General features: G+C 72.2%; 18 protein-coding genes. 9 read left to right on the forward strand and 9 right to left on the reverse strand.

Annotated elements, in window-relative coordinates:
• Positions 1-177: 177 nt before the first annotated feature.
• Positions 178-795: a TetR/AcrR family transcriptional regulator gene (locus tag ACZ573_RS11240; protein WP_471302136.1), complete on the reverse strand. Its 618-nt coding sequence runs from the start codon at positions 793-795 to the stop codon at positions 178-180.
• Between the two features lie 81 nt (positions 796-876).
• Between ACZ573_RS11240 and ddaH the strand changes: the two genes are divergently transcribed.
• Complete coding sequence (gene ddaH / locus ACZ573_RS11245; RefSeq protein ID WP_471302139.1) at positions 877-1,749, forward strand: dimethylargininase; 873 nt, start codon at positions 877-879, stop codon at positions 1,747-1,749.
• A gap of 6 nt (positions 1,750-1,755) precedes the next feature.
• Here ddaH and ACZ573_RS11250 read toward each other — a convergent pair whose 3' ends face one another.
• Positions 1,756-2,754 carry a small ribosomal subunit Rsm22 family protein gene (locus ACZ573_RS11250; protein WP_471302142.1) on the reverse strand — a complete coding sequence of 333 codons (999 nt, stop codon included), beginning with the start codon at positions 2,752-2,754 and terminating at the stop codon, positions 1,756-1,758.
• Between the two features lie 99 nt (positions 2,755-2,853).
• Positions 2,854-4,167, reverse strand: a complete 1,314-nt coding sequence (locus ACZ573_RS11255; protein WP_471302144.1) for a Bcr/CflA family multidrug efflux MFS transporter — start codon at positions 4,165-4,167, stop codon at positions 2,854-2,856.
• Between the two features lie 108 nt (positions 4,168-4,275).
• Here ACZ573_RS11255 and ACZ573_RS11260 point away from each other — a divergent pair, with 108 nt between their 5' ends.
• The 3 genes from ACZ573_RS11260 (at position 4,276) to ACZ573_RS11270 (ending at position 6,620) form a co-directional block, all read left to right on the forward strand.
• A complete protein-coding gene (locus tag ACZ573_RS11260) occupies positions 4,276-5,037 on the forward strand; it encodes an SDR family oxidoreductase (RefSeq protein ID WP_471302147.1) in 762 nt (253 codons plus the stop codon).
• 64 nt (positions 5,038-5,101) lie between these two features.
• Entirely contained in the window at positions 5,102-5,965 is an 864-nt protein-coding gene (locus tag ACZ573_RS11265; RefSeq protein ID WP_471302150.1) for a PhzF family phenazine biosynthesis protein, read from the forward strand.
• Between the two features lie 91 nt (positions 5,966-6,056).
• The gene (locus ACZ573_RS11270) at positions 6,057-6,620 is read left to right on the forward strand and encodes a GNAT family N-acetyltransferase (protein WP_471302152.1); all 564 of its coding nucleotides are present in this window, start codon (positions 6,057-6,059) and stop codon (positions 6,618-6,620) included.
• A 55-nt stretch (positions 6,621-6,675) separates the two neighbouring features.
• Here the strand turns inward: ACZ573_RS11270 and efeU are convergent, their stop codons facing one another.
• The 6 genes from efeU to ACZ573_RS11300 all read right to left on the reverse strand — a co-directional run bounded on the left by efeU (position 6,676) and on the right by ACZ573_RS11300 (position 13,562).
• On the reverse strand, positions 6,676-7,533 hold the full coding sequence (efeU, locus tag ACZ573_RS11275) for an iron uptake transporter permease EfeU (protein ID WP_471302155.1): 858 nt from the start codon (positions 7,531-7,533) through the stop codon (positions 6,676-6,678).
• A 25-nt stretch (positions 7,534-7,558) separates the two neighbouring features.
• Entirely contained in the window at positions 7,559-8,854 is a 1,296-nt protein-coding gene (gene efeB, locus ACZ573_RS11280; protein ID WP_471302157.1) for an iron uptake transporter deferrochelatase/peroxidase subunit, read from the reverse strand.
• Positions 8,855-8,884: 30 nt separating this feature from the next.
• Positions 8,885-10,039, reverse strand: coding sequence for an iron uptake system protein EfeO (gene efeO / locus ACZ573_RS11285; RefSeq protein WP_471302160.1), 1,155 nt, complete (start codon positions 10,037-10,039; stop codon positions 8,885-8,887).
• A 187-nt stretch (positions 10,040-10,226) separates the two neighbouring features.
• Complete coding sequence (locus ACZ573_RS11290; RefSeq protein ID WP_471302660.1) at positions 10,227-11,045, reverse strand: heme ABC transporter ATP-binding protein; 819 nt, start codon at positions 11,043-11,045, stop codon at positions 10,227-10,229.
• A gap of 125 nt (positions 11,046-11,170) precedes the next feature.
• Positions 11,171-12,415 carry a FecCD family ABC transporter permease gene (locus ACZ573_RS11295; RefSeq protein ID WP_471302163.1) on the reverse strand — a complete coding sequence of 415 codons (1,245 nt, stop codon included), beginning with the start codon at positions 12,413-12,415 and terminating at the stop codon, positions 11,171-11,173.
• Positions 12,416-12,548: 133 nt separating this feature from the next.
• Positions 12,549-13,562: a heme/hemin ABC transporter substrate-binding protein gene (locus ACZ573_RS11300; RefSeq protein WP_471302167.1), complete on the reverse strand. Its 1,014-nt coding sequence runs from the start codon at positions 13,560-13,562 to the stop codon at positions 12,549-12,551.
• 113 nt (positions 13,563-13,675) lie between these two features.
• On the opposite strand from ACZ573_RS11300, the gene ACZ573_RS11305 reads away from it, so the two are divergent.
• The 5 genes from ACZ573_RS11305 (at position 13,676) to ACZ573_RS11325 (ending at position 18,583) form a co-directional block, all read left to right on the forward strand.
• Entirely contained in the window at positions 13,676-15,082 is a 1,407-nt protein-coding gene (locus tag ACZ573_RS11305) for an HtaA domain-containing protein (RefSeq protein ID WP_471302170.1), read from the forward strand.
• A 48-nt stretch (positions 15,083-15,130) separates the two neighbouring features.
• Positions 15,131-16,558, forward strand: coding sequence for an HtaA domain-containing protein (locus ACZ573_RS11310; RefSeq protein WP_471302173.1), 1,428 nt, complete (start codon positions 15,131-15,133; stop codon positions 16,556-16,558).
• Positions 16,559-16,577: 19 nt separating this feature from the next.
• On the forward strand, positions 16,578-17,243 hold the full coding sequence (locus ACZ573_RS11315) for a PhzF family phenazine biosynthesis protein (protein WP_471302176.1): 666 nt from the start codon (positions 16,578-16,580) through the stop codon (positions 17,241-17,243).
• A gap of 246 nt (positions 17,244-17,489) precedes the next feature.
• Positions 17,490-17,807: a hypothetical protein gene (locus ACZ573_RS11320; protein WP_471302179.1), complete on the forward strand. Its 318-nt coding sequence runs from the start codon at positions 17,490-17,492 to the stop codon at positions 17,805-17,807.
• Positions 17,808-17,935: 128 nt separating this feature from the next.
• Positions 17,936-18,583 (forward strand): biliverdin-producing heme oxygenase, encoded by a 648-nt coding sequence (locus tag ACZ573_RS11325; protein ID WP_471302182.1) that lies wholly within the window; start codon positions 17,936-17,938, stop codon positions 18,581-18,583.
• The last annotated feature ends 20 nt before the right edge of the window (positions 18,584-18,603 follow it).

The following is an 18,603-nucleotide window of genomic DNA, read 5'->3' on the forward strand; positions in this document are numbered from 1 at the left end:
CCCGGCGGACCAACCCATGGTCCCACCATCCTGAGCCCCGGGTGACCGCTCTTGACGACCGGGGGGTTGGAGATGCGCGGCCTAAAACCCCCACATACCCATAGAATCAGGCCAAATCTTCTCGGTCGATCTTCGATTCCCTGCCCGCTATCGGGCGGTGACGTTGGCCACCCCGCCTCAGGGGGTGTCTTGCCGATCAGGCCGGACACCCCCCAGTACCCGGTCCACGAGCGCGTCGGTGTAAGCGTGCGTCAGGGGCGCGGTGCGCAGCAGCCAGCGGTAGGTCAGCGGTCCCACCAGCATCTCCACGGTCAGCCGCAGGTCCGTGTCCGGCGCGAGCTCTCCGGCCTCCCGGGCCGTGTGCAGCCGGGCCTCGTACAGGGCGAGCTGGGGCTCCAGCAGCTTCTCGGTGAAGCGGGCACCGAGCTCGGGGTCGGTGGCCCCGGCCGCCGTCAGGGCGCGCGCGGGGGCCTCGTACTTCTCGTCGTTGAACTCGTCGACCGTCGCCCGCAGTACGTGCTTCAGGTCGGCGGCGAGGTCCCCGGTGTCGGGGAAGCCGGTCCACCCGGCCTCCGTCTCCGCGTCCCCGGCGAGGGCGAGGGAGGCGTCGAGGAGGACGGCGGCCTTCGACGGCCACCAGCGGTAGATGGTCTGCTTGCCGACGCCCGCGCGGGCGGCGATGGCCTCGATGGTCAGCTTGTTGTAGCCGGTCTCCCCGACGAGGGCGAGCGCGGCGTCGAGGATGGCGCGCCGGGAGCGGTCGCTGCGGCGGGTGGCGTCAGGGATCTTGGGCATGGCCCGAAACTATCAAAGCGAGACGTTTCGTCTTTCCACAGGTTTGCGTAAACCACCCAATCAGTTCACTGTGCTGTCCAGGTGGAGGAGAGACGATTCTCTCCAGCACTCGTCCCGAGTCGTGAAAGTCGTGAGGAGCCTTCTTTGCGCAGAGACGCCACACCCCGGCGCTACCTGATGTGCCCACCCGCACACTTCAAGGTCACGTACTCCATCAATCCGTGGATGGATCCCACGAAACCGGTGGACCTGCCCCTCGCACTGGCCCAGTGGGAAGACCTGAGGGACCGCTACCGCTCCCTCGGGCACATCGTCGAGACCCTCGAACCCGACCCCGCGCTGCCCGACATGGTCTTCGCGGCGAACGGGGCCCTCGTCGTCGACGGCCGGGTCCTCGGGGCCCGGTTCGCCTACCCGGAACGGGCCGCCGAGGCCGAGATCCACCTCGACTGGTTCCGTACCCACGGCTTCCCGGACATCCACGAGCCGTCCCACGTCAACGAGGGCGAGGGGGACTTCGCGGTCACGGCCAACTACATCCTGGCCGGCCGGGGCTTCCGCTCCAGTCCGCTCTCGCACGACGAGGCCCAGGAGTTCTTCGGCCGCCCGGTCATCGGCCTGGACCTGGTGGACCCGCGCTACTACCACCTGGACACGGCGCTCAGCGTCCTCGACGGCGACGAGATCATGTACTACCCGGACGCCTTCTCGCCCGGCAGCCAGGCCGTGCTCAGGCGGCTCTTCCCGGACGCGCTGATCGCCGACGGCCGGGACGCGGCCGCCCTCGGTCTGAACGCGGTCTCCGACGGCCTGCACGTCCTGCTCCCGCAGGCGGCGACCGGACTGCTGGACCCGCTGCGGGACCGGGGGTTCGAGCCGGTCCCGATGGATCTGGGCGAGCTGCTCAAAGGCGGCGGCAGCGTGAAGTGCTGCACCCAGGAGCTGCGACCGTAGCGCCCGTCAGGGGGCCGGGGGCCAGGCTTGGCCCCAGTCGGCGTCCCGGGCGGCCTTGTAGAGGTCGCCGTGGCGCTTGGTCACATTGACCCGGGTCAGGCCATCTGACTCGGGGCCGCACAGCTCCAGCAGGACGAGCCCCTTCCGGATCTGCGGCTTCCGCGTGATCCGGGAGGCGGCCGGCTCCGTCGGGAAGCGGGTCGCGGCGACGTAGCTGAACTTCTCGTCCTCGTACGGGAGCGAGCCGCCCTTGACCTGCCGGTGCAGGGAGGACCGGCTGACCCGTGCCGAGAAGTGGCACCAGTCCTTGCCGACCTCGATCGGGCAGGTCCCGTCGTGCGGGCACGGGGCGGCGATCCGCAGCCCGGCCTCGATCAGCTGGTCACGGGCCTCGCGGATGCGCAGGTATCCCTCCGGCGTGCCCGGCTCGATCAGCACCACGGCCTGGCCGGCCCGCGCCGCCTCGGCGACGACGGCCTTGCGCGCCGGCACGGTCAGTTCGCCGAGGACGTAGGAGACCGTCACCAGGTCCGCCTCGGGGAGGTTCAGCCCCGAGCCGATGACGGCCCGCCGCCAGGCGGCCCCGCGCAACACCTCGGAGGTCGAGGCGGCCGCCAGTTCCCGGCCGAGGGCCAGGGCCGGCTCCGCCCAGTCCAGCACCGTGGTCTCCCGCGGGCCGTCCCAGGTGGCGTCCACCGCCCAGGTCGCGGCGCCCGTGCCGCCGCCCACGTCCACGTGCGAACCCGGCGCCCACTCGGGCGCGGCCTCGGCCAGCCCGTCGAGGGCGCCCCGGACGGCCTCGAAGGTGGCGGGCATCCGGTACGCCGCGTACGCCGCCACGTCGGAGCGGTCACGCAGTACGGGCACGTCGGTCGGGGTCTGCCCCCGGTAGCTGGCGATGAGCCGCTCGACGGCGGCCGCGGCCTGCTTCGGCGGGAGCCCGTCGAGCAGCCCGCCGAGCGTGCGGCGGAGGGTGTCGGCGGAGGTGGGGGCGGAGGCGTTCACCTGCGAAGTTTATGCCGCCGATCCGGGGCGGGGCCGCCGGCGGTAGGGGCTCCGCCCCGGACCCCGCGCCTCAGACGCAGGCCGGGCTGAAAGAGCGCCTCAAACGCCGGCGGGGCTGGATGCGGCGGGTGTGGTCTGCCACGGGCGGCACAGGCCGAGGAAGGTGCTCACGGCGAGGAGGGCGCACACCAGCTGGACCAGCGCCATCGGTACCGCCGTGTCCTCGCCCGCGATCCCCACCAGCGGCGAGGCGATCGCGCCGATCAGGAACGAGGAGGTGCCGAGGAGCGCCGAGGCCGATCCGGCCGCGTGCGGGGTCCGCATCAGGGCCTGCGCGTTGGTGTTCGGCAGCACCACGCCCATCGCCGACATCAGGACGAACAGGGCGGCGGCGATCGGGGTCAGCCCGACCTCCCCGAACACCCCGGTCGACATCAGCAGCAGGGCCACCGCGGCGGTCAGGACGACCGCGAGCCCGACGGCCAGCACCTTGTCCAGGCGGACCCGGCCCACCAGCAGCTTGCCGTTGATCTGGCCGACCAGGATCAGGCCGACGGAGTTGAGCCCGAACAGCAGGGAGAAGGCCTGGGGCGAGGCACCGTAGATCTCCTGCACCACGAAGGGCGAGGCGGATATGTAGGAGAAGAGCACGGCGAAGGAGAAGCCGCCGGTCAGGGTGTAGCCGGCGAAGACGCGGTCGCCGAGCAGCCCCCGCATGGTCCGCAGGGCGGAGCCGACACCGCCGGTGTGCCGCCGCTCGGGCGGCAGGGTCTCGCCGAGGCCGCGCCAGACCATCAGGGTGAGCACCGTGCCGACGACGGTCAGGACGAGGAAGACCCCGCGCCAGTCGGCGAAGCGCAGCACCTGGCCGCCGATGAGCGGGGCGATGATCGGGGCGGCCCCGGATATGAGCATCAGGGTGGAGAAGAACCGCGCCATCTCGTCCCCGTCGTACAGGTCGCGTACGACGGCCCGGGCGATGACGATCGCGGCGGCGCCGGCCAGGCCCTGGAGCAGCCGGAAGGAGATCAGCAGCTCGGTGGTCGGGGCGAGCGCGCAGATCGCGGTGGCCAGGACGTAGACGACCATGCCGATGAGCAGGGGCCGGCGGCGGCCCCACTTGTCGCTCATCGGGCCGATGACGAGCTGGCCCAGGGCCATGCCGGCGAGGCAGGCCGTGAGGGTGAGCTGGACGGTCGCGGCAGGGCTGTTCAGGGCGGCGGTGACCTGCGGCAGGGCCGGCAGGTACATGTCCATGGACAGCGGGGGGAGGGCGGTGAGCCCGCCGAGTACGAAGGTGACCAGAAGGCCCGTACGGCGGGCGGCCGTCAGGGGCGCTGTGGCGGTGGGGGCGGAGGGCGAATCGGGCGACGAGTCGTGCGAGGGGGCCGTCGCGGGGCCTCTCTCCGACATGCGGAACTCCAGTCTTCTCATCTGATCTACGCACCCCTGACCGACCCATGCTCTCAGCAATCGGAACGTCCGGGGAACGGAGCGCCGTGTGACGTACCCTGCGGCCCCATGGACGAAAGTACGAAGAAGATCGCCCTGGTGACCGGCGCCGGCTCCGGGATCGGCCGCTCCGTGGCGCTGACCCTGGCCGCCGCGGGCTGGGCCGTGGCCGTGGCCGGCCGCCGCACCGAACCGCTGGAGGAGACCGCCCAGGCCGCCGGGGAGGACGCCGACGTGCTGTGCGTACGGGCGGACGTCAGCGACCCGGACGACGTGACTGCTCTGTTCGAGTCGGTCCGGGCCCGCTACGGGCGCCTCGACGTGCTCTTCAACAACGCGGGCACCTTCGGACCGGGTGGGGTCCCGCTGGAGGACCTCACCTACGAGGCCTGGCGCTCGGTCGTCGACGTCAACCTCACCGGCTCCTTCCTGTGCGCGCAGGCCGCCTTCCGGCAGATGAAGCGGCAGGACCCGCAGGGCGGCCGCATCATCAACAACGGCTCCATCTCGGCCCACGTGCCCCGCCCGAACTCCGTCGCCTACACCGCGACCAAGCACGCGATGACCGGCCTGACCAAGTCCCTGTCCCTGGACGGGCGGCCGTACCGGATCGCCTGCGGCCAGATCGACATCGGCAACGCGGCGACCGAGATGACCGAGCGGATGCAGACCGGCATCCTCCAGGCCAACGGGCAGCTGGCCGTCGAGCCCGTGATGGACGCCGCCGACGTGGCCCGCACGGTCCTGCACATGGCGGAGCTCCCGCTGGAGGCGAACGTGCAGTTCGCGACGGTGATGGCGACCTCGATGCCGTACATCGGCCGCGGCTGAGCCACACCGGATCCCCCGCCGAAACGAATTGCCAGCCCGCCGGGAGGCGGACGATCATGGCCGCATGACCGACACCGAGGTATTGCGCTACACCGCCTTCTCCCACGACCCGGACGGCGGCAACCCCGCCGGGGTCGTGCTCGACGCCGCGGGGCTGGACGAGCGCGCCATGCTGGACATCGCCGCCGGGCTGGGCTACAGCGAGACGGCCTTCCTGACCGCTCCGCCCGAGGGGTTCGGCGGTGAGGAGGGCCGGTCCTTCACCGTGCGCTACTTCAGCCCCAAGGCGGAGGTCCCCTTCTGCGGGCACGCGACCGTCGCCACGGCCGTCGCGCTGGGGGAGCGGATCGGGCCGGGCGAGCTCCTCCTCGCCACCCGGGCGGGGACCGTACCGGTGTCCGTCACCTTGGAGGACGGGAAGCTGAGGGCCACGCTCACCAGCGTCGAGCCGCACACCGAGGAGATCGGCGCGGCGGACCTCGCCGAAGCACTGGCCGCGCTGGACTGGCCCGAGGCCGACCTGGACCCGGCGTTCCCGCCCGCGATCGCCTACGCCGGAGCCCGGCATCTCGTGCTCGGCGCCCGCACCCGGGCCCGGCTCGCCGACCTGGACTACGACTTCGCCCGGCTGGAGGCCCTGATGCGGCGCCTGGACCTCACCACGGTCCAGCTGGTGCACCGGTCCGGCCCGGCGGAGTTCCACGTACGCGACCCCTTCCCGGTGGGCGGCGTGGTCGAGGACCCCGCCACGGGAGCCGCCGCGGCCGCCTTCGGCGCGTACGCCCGCGAGCGTGGCCTGGTCCCGGCGGACGCGGTGCTCACCCTCCACCAGGGAACGGACATGGGCCGCCCCGGGGTGCTCACGGTGGAACTGCGCGCGGGTGACCCCCGGGTCAGGGTGGGCGGCGAGGGCGTCCGCATCCCGTGAGCACCGTGCAGCCCCGCCGGCGTTTGAGGCGCGGGGAGCCGGGGGCAGCGCCCCCGGCAACGGTGCTGCGGCCGAGTCAGGAGGTCCGCCCGTGAGGGTGATCGGATGCGCCGAGGCGGACCTGCCCGCAGGGCTGGCGCGGCAGGTCGCGGAGCTGGAGGACGCGGCCTGGCCGGGGGCCGAGCCGGGGCACGACCCGGCCCTGGCCCCGCGGGTCCTGCTCCTGCTGGCCGCGGACGACACCGTGGCCGCCTCGCTGGCACTGCTGTTCAAGGAGATCCGGCTCGCGGGGCGGACCTACCGGGCGGCCGGGCTGAGCGCGGTCGTGACCCGGCCCACGCTGCGTGGCCGGGGATGCGGGGCCCGGCTGGTCGCGGCGGCCCGCGCCGAGCTGGCGGCGGACCCGGCCGTGGACCTGGCGCTGTTCAGCTGCGACCGGCCCCTGGCGGCCTTCTACGAGAAGGCGGGCTTCGCAGTGCTGCCCGGCACGGTCCTGGTGGGCGGGACCCCCGAGGATCCCCTGGCCACCGACGACCCCGGCTTCGACAAGGTGGTGCTCGCCGCCTTCTTCACGGACGACCCGGGCCGGGACCGCGCCGCCTTCACGGGCGTCCGCGTCCCGCTCCACCCCGGAAACACCGACAGGCTGTGGTGACGGGCCAAAAGGCCCCTCACCACAGCCTGCCGGCGGCGGCCCGGGCCGCACGCCCTCAGTTGGCGCGCGCGGAGTCCGAGTGCGCGGGCCGCACCTTCGGCGCGGCCGCCGGGCGGCCGCGGTCCACGAGGAACAGCGTCAGCACGGGGACCAGGTACAGCAGCCACACCGTGAGCTGGAAGACGGTCGGGTCGGGCTGGAAGTTGAAGACGCCCTTGAGCAGGGTCCCGTACCAGCTGTCCGGCGGGATCGTCCCGCTGATGTCGAAGGCCTTGTCGCCCAGGCCGCCCAGGAAGCGGGCCTCCTGGAGGTCGTGCACCCCGTAGGCGAGCACACCCGCGGCCACGATCACCAGCATGGCGCCGGTCCACCGGAAGAACTTCGCCAGATTGATCTTCAGTGTGCCCCGGTAGAAGAGGTACCCCAGCAGGATCGCCGTGGCGATGCCCAGCAGCACACCGATCAGCGGCGCCGAGGAACCCTCGCCGCTGGCCCGTACCGACGCCCACACGAACAGGGCCGTCTCCAGGCCCTCCCGGCCGACGGCCAGGAAGGCGGTGGCGACCAGCGCCGCGGTGCCCATGGCCAGCGCCGTGTCGAGCTTGCCGTGCAGATCGGCCTTCAGATGCCGCGCGGTGCGCTTCATCCAGAAGACCATCCACGTCACCAGACCCACGGAGATGATCGACAGGGTGCCGCCGAGCAGCTCCTGCGCCTCGAAGGTCAGCTCCTGGGTGCCGAATTCGAGCATCGCGCCGAAGGCGAGGGAGATCGCGCAGGCGATCGCGATGCCCAGCCACACGGGGCGCAGGGCGTCCCGGCGCTCGGTCTTCACCAGGTACGCGACGAGGATGCAGACGACCAGGCTGGCCTCCAGCCCCTCGCGCAGGCCGATCAGATAATTGCCGAACACGGCGGTGGTTCCTCTCCGGCGGGGACTACGCGAACAGCGTCCGGCCCCACCAGTCGTCCTTGTCACGGACGCCCGGCGGGACGGCGAAGACGGCCGAACCCACGTGCTGGATGTATTCGTTGAGGACGTCGGACTTGGCCAGATTGCGCTGGATCGGGATGAAGCCCTTGCGTATGTCGCGCTGGTAGGCGAGGAAGAACAGGCCCGCGTCCAGGCGGCCCAGTCCGTCCGTGCCGTCGGTGAAGGAGTAGCCGCGGCGCAGGATCGTCGCACCGTTGTTGGTGTCCGGGTGCGCGAGGCGCACGTGCGCCTCCGGCTTCATCGCCTTCAGGAACGGCTCGTCGCGCTCCTTGGACTTGCCGACCGGGGCACCCTCGCCCTTGTCACGGCCGAAGATGTCCTCCTGCTCCTGGAGCGGGGTGCGGTCCCAGGTCTCGATGTTCATCCGGATCCGGCGCGCCACCAGGTACGAGCCGCCGGTCAGCCAGTCGCTGCCGTCGCCCGCGCCGACCCACACGTGCTTGTCCAGGGCGGCCTTGTCGGTGCCGGAGATGTTCCGGGTGCCGTCCTTGAAGCCCATCATGTTGCGCGGGGTCTGCTCGTCGGGGGTGGTCGACGAGGTCTTGCCGAAGCCGAGCTGCGACCAGCGCATGGCGGTGCGGCCGAAGCCGATGCGGGCCAGCTGGCGGATCGCGTGCACGGCGACCTGCGGGTCGTCGGCGCAGGCCTGGACGCAGAGGTCGCCGCCGGAGCGGGCCGGGTCCAGGTTGTCACCCGGGAACAGCTCCAGGTCCACCAGCGCGTCGGGGCGCTTGCCCTCCAGCCCGAACCGGCCCTTGGCGAACAGGCCCGGACCGAAGCCGATGGTCAGGGTGAGCCGGGAGGCCTTCAGGCCCAGCGCCTCGCCCGTGTCGTCCGGCGGGGCCTCCGGGAGGCCGCCGAAGCCGCCCTCACCGACCGGCAGACCGGCCGTCATCAGCCGGGCCGCCACCGTCCACTCCTTGAGGAGCTTGACCAGTTCCTCGCGGTCCTTCGTCTTCACGTCGAAGGCCGCGAAGTGCAGGCGGTCCTGCACGGCGCTCGCGATACCGGCCTGGTGCTCGCCGTGGAACGGCACGGCGCCCCCGGTCGCGGCGGCCGAGACCATGTCCGAGCCGCCGCCGAAGGCCGTCACCGCACCGCCGGCCGCGGCGGCGCCGAGCGCGAACCCGGCCCCGCCCCAGCCCAGCACCGCACGTCGTGAGGGTGCGGTCGAGGACTTGTCGACGGCCTGCTGTTCCGGCTGCGGCTGCGGCTGTGCTGCCGACTCCGACTCGCTCATCGTGGTTTCCCGCCCTTCCGTCTCTGCCGGTTACTTGGTGACCGCGGCGGCGAGCTTGGAGAGCGGCTCGGCGAGCGCGTTCACGCCGTCCGAGAGCTCCTTGCGCTCCGGCTCGCCGACCTTGTCGTACGAGGTGAACTCGTAGGTGGCCTTGTCGGCGCGGTACTTGTCCAGAAGGGTGTTCAGGGCCGCGAACTGGGTGTCGAGCTGCTTGACCAGCTCCGGGTCGTTCTTCGTGGCGATCGGCTTGAGCAGCTCGTACGCCTTCTGCGCACCCTCGACGTTGGCCTTGAAGTCGACCAGGTCGGTGCGCGAGTAGCGCTCCTCCTCACCGGTGACCTTGCCGGTGGCGACCTCGTCGAGGAGCTCCTTGGCGCCGTTGGCGATCGAGGTCGGGGTGATCTCCGCCTGGCCGACCTTCTTCTGCCAGTCGGTGAGGTCCGCGATCAGGGTGTCGGCGAGCTGCTTCTCGCGGTCGCCGATCTTGTTGTCGGCCCACAGGGCCTTCTCCAGGCGGTGCCAGCCGGTCCAGTCCTTCTCCAGGTCCTGGCCGGCCTCCAGGCCGTCCTCGCGGACGTCGACCTTCGGGTCGATGTCGCCGAAGGACTCGGCGACCGGCTCGGTGCGCTCCCAGCCGATGCGCGAGCCGGCGTAGAGCTTCTTCGCGCCCTCGATGTCACCGGCCTTCACCGCGTCCGCGAAGGCCTGCGCCTTGGGGAGGGTCTCCTCGGCCTGCTGGACCACGTAGGCGCGGTACGCGGCGACGGCGGCGTCCGCCTCGGGGCTGCGCTTCTCCTCGGCGCCGCCCTTGCCGGTGACCTTGACCTTCTGCTTGATGCCGTCGCCCTTCATGCCGGGCTTGCAGACGATCTCGTAGTCGCCCGCCTTGATCTCGGCGGTGATGGAGGCCTTGGTGCCGGGGCCGATGTTCTCGCGCTCGGTCACGATGCGGGCGTCCGGGAAGAGGACGTAGACCTCGGTGACCTTGGAGCCCTTGTTCTCGACGTCGATCTGCATCTTGCCGGACGGGAACTCCGTCTTCGACACCTCGCAGGCGCTGTCGGACGCCGCCACCTTGATCGCGTCGTTGCCGCCCGCGTCACTCTTCTGGGAGCAGCCGGTGACGGCGGTCAGGGCGGCCGCCACGGAGGCCGCGGCGATGACAGTGAGGCGGGCGGGGCGCATATAGAGGCTCCTGGCGTCGGACGAAGGGGCCGTCCCGAGGGGAAAGGCCGATGAGGCGGACCTAACTTAACCGAGGCTTACCTCACCCATACCCCCTCGTACCGTGATTCAGCTCATACGTCTGGGTCCTGGACACGGCCCTGTCACGGGGCCTTCACGACAACCCCATGGCTCGGTCAAGCGAAGGTCAAGCCCGTACGGGAACCACCAGCGGAGCCCCGGTACGCGGGTGCGGGAGCACCTCCACCGGCTGCCGGTAGACCCGGCTCAGCAGCTCGCCCTCGAAGACCTCGGCGGGCGGGCCGTCCGCGGCGATCCGCCCGTGGTGCAGGACGGCGGCCCGGTCCGCGTAGGCGGCGGCCAGCCCCAGGTCGTGCAGGACGACGACGACCGCGTCCCCCGCCGCGGCCCGCTCCCGGCAGATGCGCAGCACGAGCTCCTGGTGGCGCAGGTCGAGGGCGGCGGTCGGTTCGTCGAGGAGCAGCAGCGGGGCCCGCTGGGCCAGTACGCGGGCCAGCGCGACCCGGGCCCGCTCGCCGCCGGAGAGGGCGGAGAAGGGGCGGGCGGCGAAGTCCGTGACCTCGGTGGCGGCCATGGCGGCGGCCACCGCCTCCTCGTCGGCCTCGGCGAAGGGGGTGCCGGCCCAGGGCGCGCGGCCCATCCGTACGACGTCCTCCACCGGGAAGGGGAAGGAGAGTGCGGCCGACTGGGGAAGTACGGAGCGGCGCAGCGCGAGATCCGGGGCGCTCCAGTCGCCCACCGGACGGCCGTCGATCCGGATCACGCCGGAGGAGGCCGGCAGGTCGGCGGCGAGTGCGCCCAGCAGCGTGGACTTGCCGGCGCCGTTCGGGCCGACCAGGGCCAGCACCTCGCCGGCCCGGGCGGTCAGGTCGATCCCGGTGAGGACCTCGCGCTGCCCGAGCCGCAGGTGCAGGTCCACGGCCTCGGCGACCGCTTCGCCCCGGGCGGGGCGGGCGGGGACGGTCCTGCGCGAGCGGGTGAGCAGCCGGGTCAGGGCGGTGGTGAGCGGCGCGGTCCGCCTGTCGGTCGGCTTGCCCGTCGGCTCTCCCGTCGGCTCGTCGGTCGGCTCGTCGGTCGGCTTGCTCGTCGGCTTGCCGTTCGGCCTGTCGGTCACGCCCAGCCTCCTTGCTTGCGGCGGGTGCGGCGCAGCAGCCAGAAGAAGAACGGGCTGCCGAGCAGGGCGGTCAGTACACCGAGCGGCAGCTCGGCGGGCTGGGCGAGGGTACGGGCGGCCAGATCGCCCGCGACGAGGACGACGGCGCCGGCGAGGGCGCTGCCGGGGACCAGGAAGCGGTGGCCGGGGCCGTTGGCCATGCGCAGCAGGTGCGGGACGAGCAGGCCGATGAAGGTGATGACGCCGGCCACGGCGACGGCGGCGGCGGTGAGCAGCGCGACGACCAGGATGAGGGAGAGGCGCAGCCGTTCGACGTCGATGCCGAGGTGGCGGGCCGGGCGTTCGCCGAGCGCGAGGAGGTCGAGTCGGCGGGAGTAGAAGGGGGCGGTCAGCAGGCCGGCGACGGCGCAGGGCAGGACGGCCAGGACCTTGGGCCAGGTGGCCTGGGCGAGGGAGCCGAGCTGCCAGAAGGTGATCTGGTTGACCTGGCCGCTGTCCGCGAAGAAGACGAACAGGCCGATGAGGGCGCCCGCGAACGCGTTGACGGCGATGCCGGTGAGGGTGAGGGTGACGACCTCCGTCTTCCCGCCGTTGCGGGAGAGGAGGTAGACCGAGCTGACGGTGATCAGGCCGGCGGCGAACGCGCAGACGGTGATGGTCCAGTTGCCGAAGAAGCTGAGGCCGAGGCCGATGGCGGCGACCGCGCCGACGGCGGCGCCGGCCGAGATGCCGATGACGCCGGGCTCGGCGAGGGGATTGCCGAAGACGCCCTGCATGAGCGCGCCCGCGCAGCCGAGGCCGGCGCCGACGAGCAGGGCGAGCACGACGCGGGGGAGACGGACGTTCCACAGCACGCTCTCGCCGACCCGGTCGAGGGGGGCTCCGCCGAGGCCGAGGTGGTACTGGACGGAGGCGAGGACGTCGGCGAGGGGGATGTCGTAGGCGCCGACTCCTGCGGAGAGCAGGGCGAGTAGGGCGAGGGCGGTGACGAGGGCGAGGGTGAGGAGGGCCGGTCGGCGGTTGCCGCTGCGGGGCTTCGGCGCGGAGGGCGGGGCGGTTTCGGCGGGGCCGGGATCGGCGGGGGCGGTTCCGCCCGGGCCGGGCGCGCGCCGGGGCGTCTCCTCGGGCGCCGAATGTGACGAGGGGTCGGAAGGCGCGGCGGCAGTGCATTCGGCGCCCTGCGGGGAGCGCCCCGGCACACACCCGTCCCCGCCGGAACCGCGCGGCGGGTGCGCTGGCACGCTCCTGGTCGCCTCGGAGCTACGTGCGGGTTGCGCTGACGCACTCCTGGCGCCGTCGTTGCCGCGTGCGGCTCGCACTCCCGTTCCGTCGGTGGCGGGCAGGTCTTCGGCTTCCCGGTCGTAGAGGGTCACCTCAAGCGCCCTTGCCGTAGAGCTGGGTGACCAGGGAGGAGAGGACTTGGTCGGTGCGGGGGCCGTAGTTGAGGAGGACGCCGTCGTCGACCGTGACCACCCGGCGGTCCATGCCGGCCGGCGTCTGGGCGACGCCCGGGATCTTCACCAGGCCGTCGATGCCGCCGACCGATTCGAGGCCCTTGGACATGACGAGGATCGCGTCGGGCGCGGCGGCCGCCAGGGCCTCGCTGGTGATCGGGGTGAAGTCCTTGCCGAGTCCGGAGTCCTTGCCGGTGTCGACCGCGCCCGCCGCTTCCAGCAGGGAAGCGGCGCCGGAGTCCGAACCGCCCAGCAGGTAGACGGAGGCCGTGCCGCGCAGGTAGAGGAAGGCCACCCGGGGCTTCTCGCCGGAGGCGGCCGGGATGTCCTTGCGGACGGTGGCGATCCGCTCGGCGGTGCGCTGGTTCAGCTGCGTGCCGGCCTCCTTGATGCCGAGGGCGGCGGCCACGGCGCCGATGCGCTTCGGTACGTCGTCCAGTCCCTTGGCCGGGGCGATGACGAGGACCGGGACGCCGGCGTCGCGGATCTGCTGAATCGCTTCTCCGGGGCCGCTGGTGGTCTCCGCGATGACGAGGGTCGGCCGGAGGGACAGGACGCTCTCCGCGGAGACGTCGTGTCCACGTGTCACCACCGGCAGCTGGGCGGCCTGTTCGAAGGTGGCCGTGATGTCCCGGGCGACGACCTGCTTGCCGAGGCCGAGCGTGTGGACGATCTCGTTGAGGCTGCCGCTGAGCGGGACGACCCGGTCCGCGGACGTGATCGTGACCTGGGCGCCGTCGGCCGAGGGCGCGGTGACCGGCAGGGCGGGCTGTGGCGCCGGGAGCGGCTCCAGCCGGTCCGGGACCGCGGCTGCGGTGGGGGCGGATGAGCCCGGGGGGGTGGCCGTACCTCCGCAGGCCGTCAGCGCGAGCGCCAGTGCTGCCACGGCAACTGCGAGACGGGGAAGGCGGGTTGACGCGGCGGGCGTAGGCACGAAGGCACCGTCCTGGTCGTCCGACTGAGGTTCTGGAGACCGGGGGGTGTTCATCCGGCCGTGGCTAGCTTAGGTTAGCCTAACCTTGCTCGCTAGACCTGAGGGGGGCATTCATGCCCACGAGGCCCGTCCGTACGTTCGCCGTCGTCCTGTTGGCGGCCCTGCTGGGCGCTCTGCTCCCGGCGACCGCCGCCCGGGCGGGCACCGTGCAGGGGGGTCGACTCGACTGGGGCATCAAATCGTCCTTCCAGAGTTATGTCACGGGTCCGGTGGCAAAAGGCGGTTTCAAGCTGAAGAGCGGCGCGGCCACCGTGGGCGGCAGCCTCTTCCGCTTCCACTCCGCGGCCGGCTCCTACGACCCCGACTCCGGCACCTTCGAGGCCTCCTACTCGGGCGGGGTGACCTTCCAGGGCCACCAGAAGCCCGACGGCGTCTACGAATTGGACATGACGATCAGCCGCCCCACCGTCAAGATCTCCGGCGGCAAGGCCACCCTGTACGTCGATGTCTCCAGCAAGGCCAAGGACAGCGGCGCGGTCACCAGCCAGTCGCAGGTCGCCTTCGCCTCGCTCGGCGTCGGCGGCATCAACATGAAGGGCGGCGCGAGCCCGCTGTCCCTCACGAACCTCCCGGTCACCCTCACCGCGGAAGGCGCCAAGGCCTTCGCCGGCTACTACGGCGCCGGTACCCAGCTCGACCCCCTCTCGCTCTCCGCCGACGTCAGGGCCGCCCCGGCCGCCGAGCCCGCGCCGTCGGCCACGGCCGCGCAGCCGAGCGCCGCCGCGGAGACCCCGCAGGCGCCGGGCGCCTTCGCCGACGCCGCCGTCGACTGGGGGGTGCGCCGCACCTTCCGCGAGTACGTCACCGGCTCGGTCGGCCAGGGCACGTGGACCCTCGCCGAGGGCGCCCAGGACGGCGGCGCGCTGTTTCGCTTCCCGCAGGGCAAGGGCTCGTTCGACGGCGCGAAGGGCACTCTTGACGCGGCCTTCGCCGGTACGGTCCGGTTCACCGGCGCCCACCTGGACCTCACGCTCGGCAAGATGAGCGTGAAGGTGGAGAACGGCAAGGGCGTCCTGTCCGCGAACGTCACCGCCGGCGGAGCCACGAGGAACGCCGTCCCGCTCGTGGAGTTCGACGCCAAGGGTCTGAAGACCGAAGGCAAGCTGGCCACCCTGACCGAAGCCCCGGCCACCCTCACCGAGGGCGGCTCCCAAGCCTTCAACTCCATGTACAAGGCCGGCACCGAGATGGACCCCGTCTCGCTCGCCGTCGCCCTGGACTCCACCGCTCAGCTGACCGCCCTGCCCGACCTGGGCTCGACGGCCTCGCCCGCCCCCGCGTCCGCGTCGCCGTCCACCGAGCCCGCCCCCGCCGCGAAGGCCGCCGAGTCCTCGGACGCCGGGCTCTTCGCCGCCCTCGCCGTGGCCGTCCTGGTCCTGGCCGGCGGTGGCACGTTCCTGGTCGTGCGCAAGCGTCGTACGGCAGCCGCCTCGGCTGCCCCGACCGACGCGCCCCAGTAGGCACCCCCTCCTCGCCCCTTCCCCCGGTTCCTTCAGGAGTACCCAGCCATGTCGTCCATCCGACGCCCGATCTCCCTCGCGGCCGCGGTCCTGACCGCCGCGGCGCTCGGCGCCACCGCCTTCGCCCTGCCCGCCACCGCCGCGGGCGGCCCGCCCACCGAACCGATGAAGATCACCGGTGGCACCCTCGACTGGGGCGTGCTCGCGAGCTACCGCGCCTACGTGACCGGCATGGCCAAGGGCACCATCACCGTCGCGGACGGCGCCAAGCAGAACGAGGACGGCACCCTGCGCTTCGTCGAGCCGGCCGGTGCGTACGAGCCGGCCAACGGGCACGTGGTGAAGGCGGCCTTCAGGGGCAGCGTCACCTTCTCCTCGCCCGCCCCGCCGGCCGGCCACGGCTTCGAGGTCAAGCTTTCGGACATCCGGATCGACACCGGCACGAAGAAGCTCACCGCGGACGTCACCAAGGGCGGCGCCACCACCCAGGACGTGCCGATGGCCACCGTGGCCTTCACGGGCCAGGCGATGAACGGTCTGGCGACCACGCTCACCCAGGAGGCCGCGGACGCGCTCGGTTCGCCGGGCTACAAGGACAAGCCGGGCGACCCGCTCACCGCGAAGCTGGAGTTCGAGAAGAAGCCCGACCCCGAGCCCACCCCGGAGAACACCACCAAGAACCCGACCCCTCCGGCCGACGACACGCAGAAGGTGCTCAGCGGCAAGCTGACGTGGGGCGTGAAGGAGTCCTTCCGCACGTACGTGCTGAGCGCGGGCTCGATCACCCCGGCGGGCGGCGCCGCCAAGAACGGCGACACCTTCGACTTCGCCTTCGGCAAGGGCGACCTCGACGTCAAGAAGCAGAAGCTGAACGCCTCCTTCGAGGGCAACCTCCGCTTCCGGTACGCGGCCCACGGCATCGACATGACCTTCGGCAGCCCCCGCGTGGAGGCCGCCGGCAAGACCGGCACCCTCTACGTGGACGTCAAGAACGCCGCCGGCACCAAGACGGGCCTTCGCTTCGCCACGCTCGACCTGTCGAAGACCGACTACAAGACCAAGAACGGCGTCCTGGCGCTGAACGCCGTCCCGGCGGTCTTCACCGCCGAGGGTGCGGCCGCCTTCGCCAACGACACCACCGGCTCCATGTACAAGGCGGGCGACGCGATCGACCCGCTCACCTTCGCCGTGGCGGTGGACAAGGACGCCACCTTGCCGAGTACCGGCGGTACGACGGGCGGCTCGACGGGCGGCTCGAACGGAGGCACCACCGGCGGAACCGGCGGCACCACCGGCGGCACCACCGGCGGTACGGGCGGCACCGTCGGCGGCGGCTCCTCCTCCGTCGGCGGCAACCTCGCCAACACCGGCGCCGAGATCCCGGCCGGGGCCCTGCTCACCACCTCCGGCGTGGTGATCGCGGCCGGCGCGGGCGCGGTGTACTTCGCGCGCAGGCGCCGTACGGCCCAGCTCTGAGCCGTGCTTCAATTCCCGCGTGAACGATCTCGACGTGTTGAAGGTCTTCTGTGCGGGTGACGGCCGCTTCGGCAACCTGCTCGGTGTCGTACGCGACGGCCGGACCTGCCCCGACGACGCGTCGCGGCAGGCCCTGGCCGCCGAACTCGGCTACAGCGAGACGGTGTTCGTCGACGACCCCGAGCGCGGGGTCGTCGACATCCGCACTCCCGGCACGCGCATGTCCTTCGCGGGACACCCGCTGGTCGGGGCCGCGTGGTTGCTGGACATCGAGGAGCTCCAGCCGCCCGCCGGTTCCGTATGGGCCCGTGACGACGGGGAGTTCACCTGGATCACGGCCCGCCCCGAGTGGGTCGAGGGCAAGCGGACCGAGCAGTACGGATCCGTCGCCGAGGTCGAGGCGCTGCCCGCCCCGCCGCCCGGCGAGGGCTGGCTGTACGCCTGGGCCTGGGAGGACGAGGCCGCGGGCCGCGTGCGGGCCCGGGGCTTCCCGCGCCGCCCCGACGGGATCATCGCCGAGGACGAGGCCACCGGCTCGGCGGCGATCCTGCTGACGGCCCAGCTGAACCGCGCCCTGAACATCACCCAGGGCGCCGGATCCCAGATCCTCACCGCCCCCGGCCCGGACGGCACCGTGGAGATCGGCGGCCGCGTCCGTTTCGCCCCGACCCCGGTCAGGATCTGACACACCCCTTCCTAGTGCTGTGACCGGGAAGGTTCACCGGGTCACGACGCCCGGCACGGCGCCTCGCCGCGTTGTCGGACCGCGCAAGTACGTCCAGTACGAGCCGCGGTCCTCCGCCTTGCGATCCACCGCACCGGACGACGCGACCCGGCAAACCTTCCCGGCCACAGCACTAGGTATTCCGCACGGGGGAAGTGAGTACGCGGGCCCTGACGCGGCCGGCCGGCGCCGCGGTGTGATGGCGCCATGACGCAGACTTCGGTGACCGGCCGCCCCGACGAGCGGCAGCGGTGGCTGCCGGTGGCGGCGCTCCTCACCGCACTGGCCCCGGCGGCCGTGTGGTGCGGCCGGGCGAGCTCCTACCTGCCGGGCTTCCCGCCCGGGTTCGTCCTCTTCTACGCCCTCCCGCTGGCGATGGTGGCCTTCACCTGGATCCCGCCCCGGACGGACGCGCAGCGCAGGCGGCGCCTCGCGCTGGGGAGCACCGGCTGCCTCCTGGCCTTCCTCTACCCCCACCTGCTCCTCATCGGGTGGCTCACGCTGTGGGCTTTCTCGGGCAGCTGACGGGGGCGAGGGCCGGGATTTTTTACCGACAAGACGTCGGGAACTCATTGACTTAGGCAAGCCTAAGTAGGAAGATCGGGCATGACGGTGCTGCCGTCACGCCTGTTTCCTCTTCCAGGAGGTCCGCCTTGGACGCCTTCTCCACGGTCATCCGCGTCGCCTCGCACGAGCAGCACACCGAGGCCGAGACGTCGACCTTCATGAGCGATCTGCTGGGTGGACGGCTCGGCGTGGACGCGTACACGCGCTACACCGAACAGCTGTGGTTCGTGTACCGGGCCCTGGAGGACGCGGCCGAATCCCTCAAGGACGACCCGGTGGCAGGCCCGTTCATCCAGCCCGAGCTCATGCGCGTCGCCGAGATCGAGCGCGACCTCGCCCACCTGGTGGGCCCGCACTGGCGCGAGAGCGTGGTGGCCCTGCCCGCGACGCGTGCGTACGCCGACCGGGTGGCCCACTGCGCGGCGCAGTGGCCGGGCGGATACGTCGCCCACCACTACACCCGCTACCTGGGCGACCTCTCCGGCGGCCAGATCATCCGCGACAAGGCCGAGCGCACCTGGGGCTTCGAGCGCAAGGGTGACGGCGTCCGGTTCTACGTCTTCGCGGACATCTCCAACCCGGCGGCCTTCAAGCGGACCTACCGCGAGCTGCTGGACGCCATAGCGGCGGACGACCTGGAGAAGCAGCGCATCATCGACGAGTGCAAGCGCGCCTTCGACTTCAACGGCGCGGTCTTCCGGGAGCTGGGCGAGCAGTTCCCGCTCAGCGCGTAGCCCTCGGGGAGTCCGCGGAC

The sequence above is a fragment of the Streptomyces sp. NPDC040545 genome, assembly GCF_055595065.1.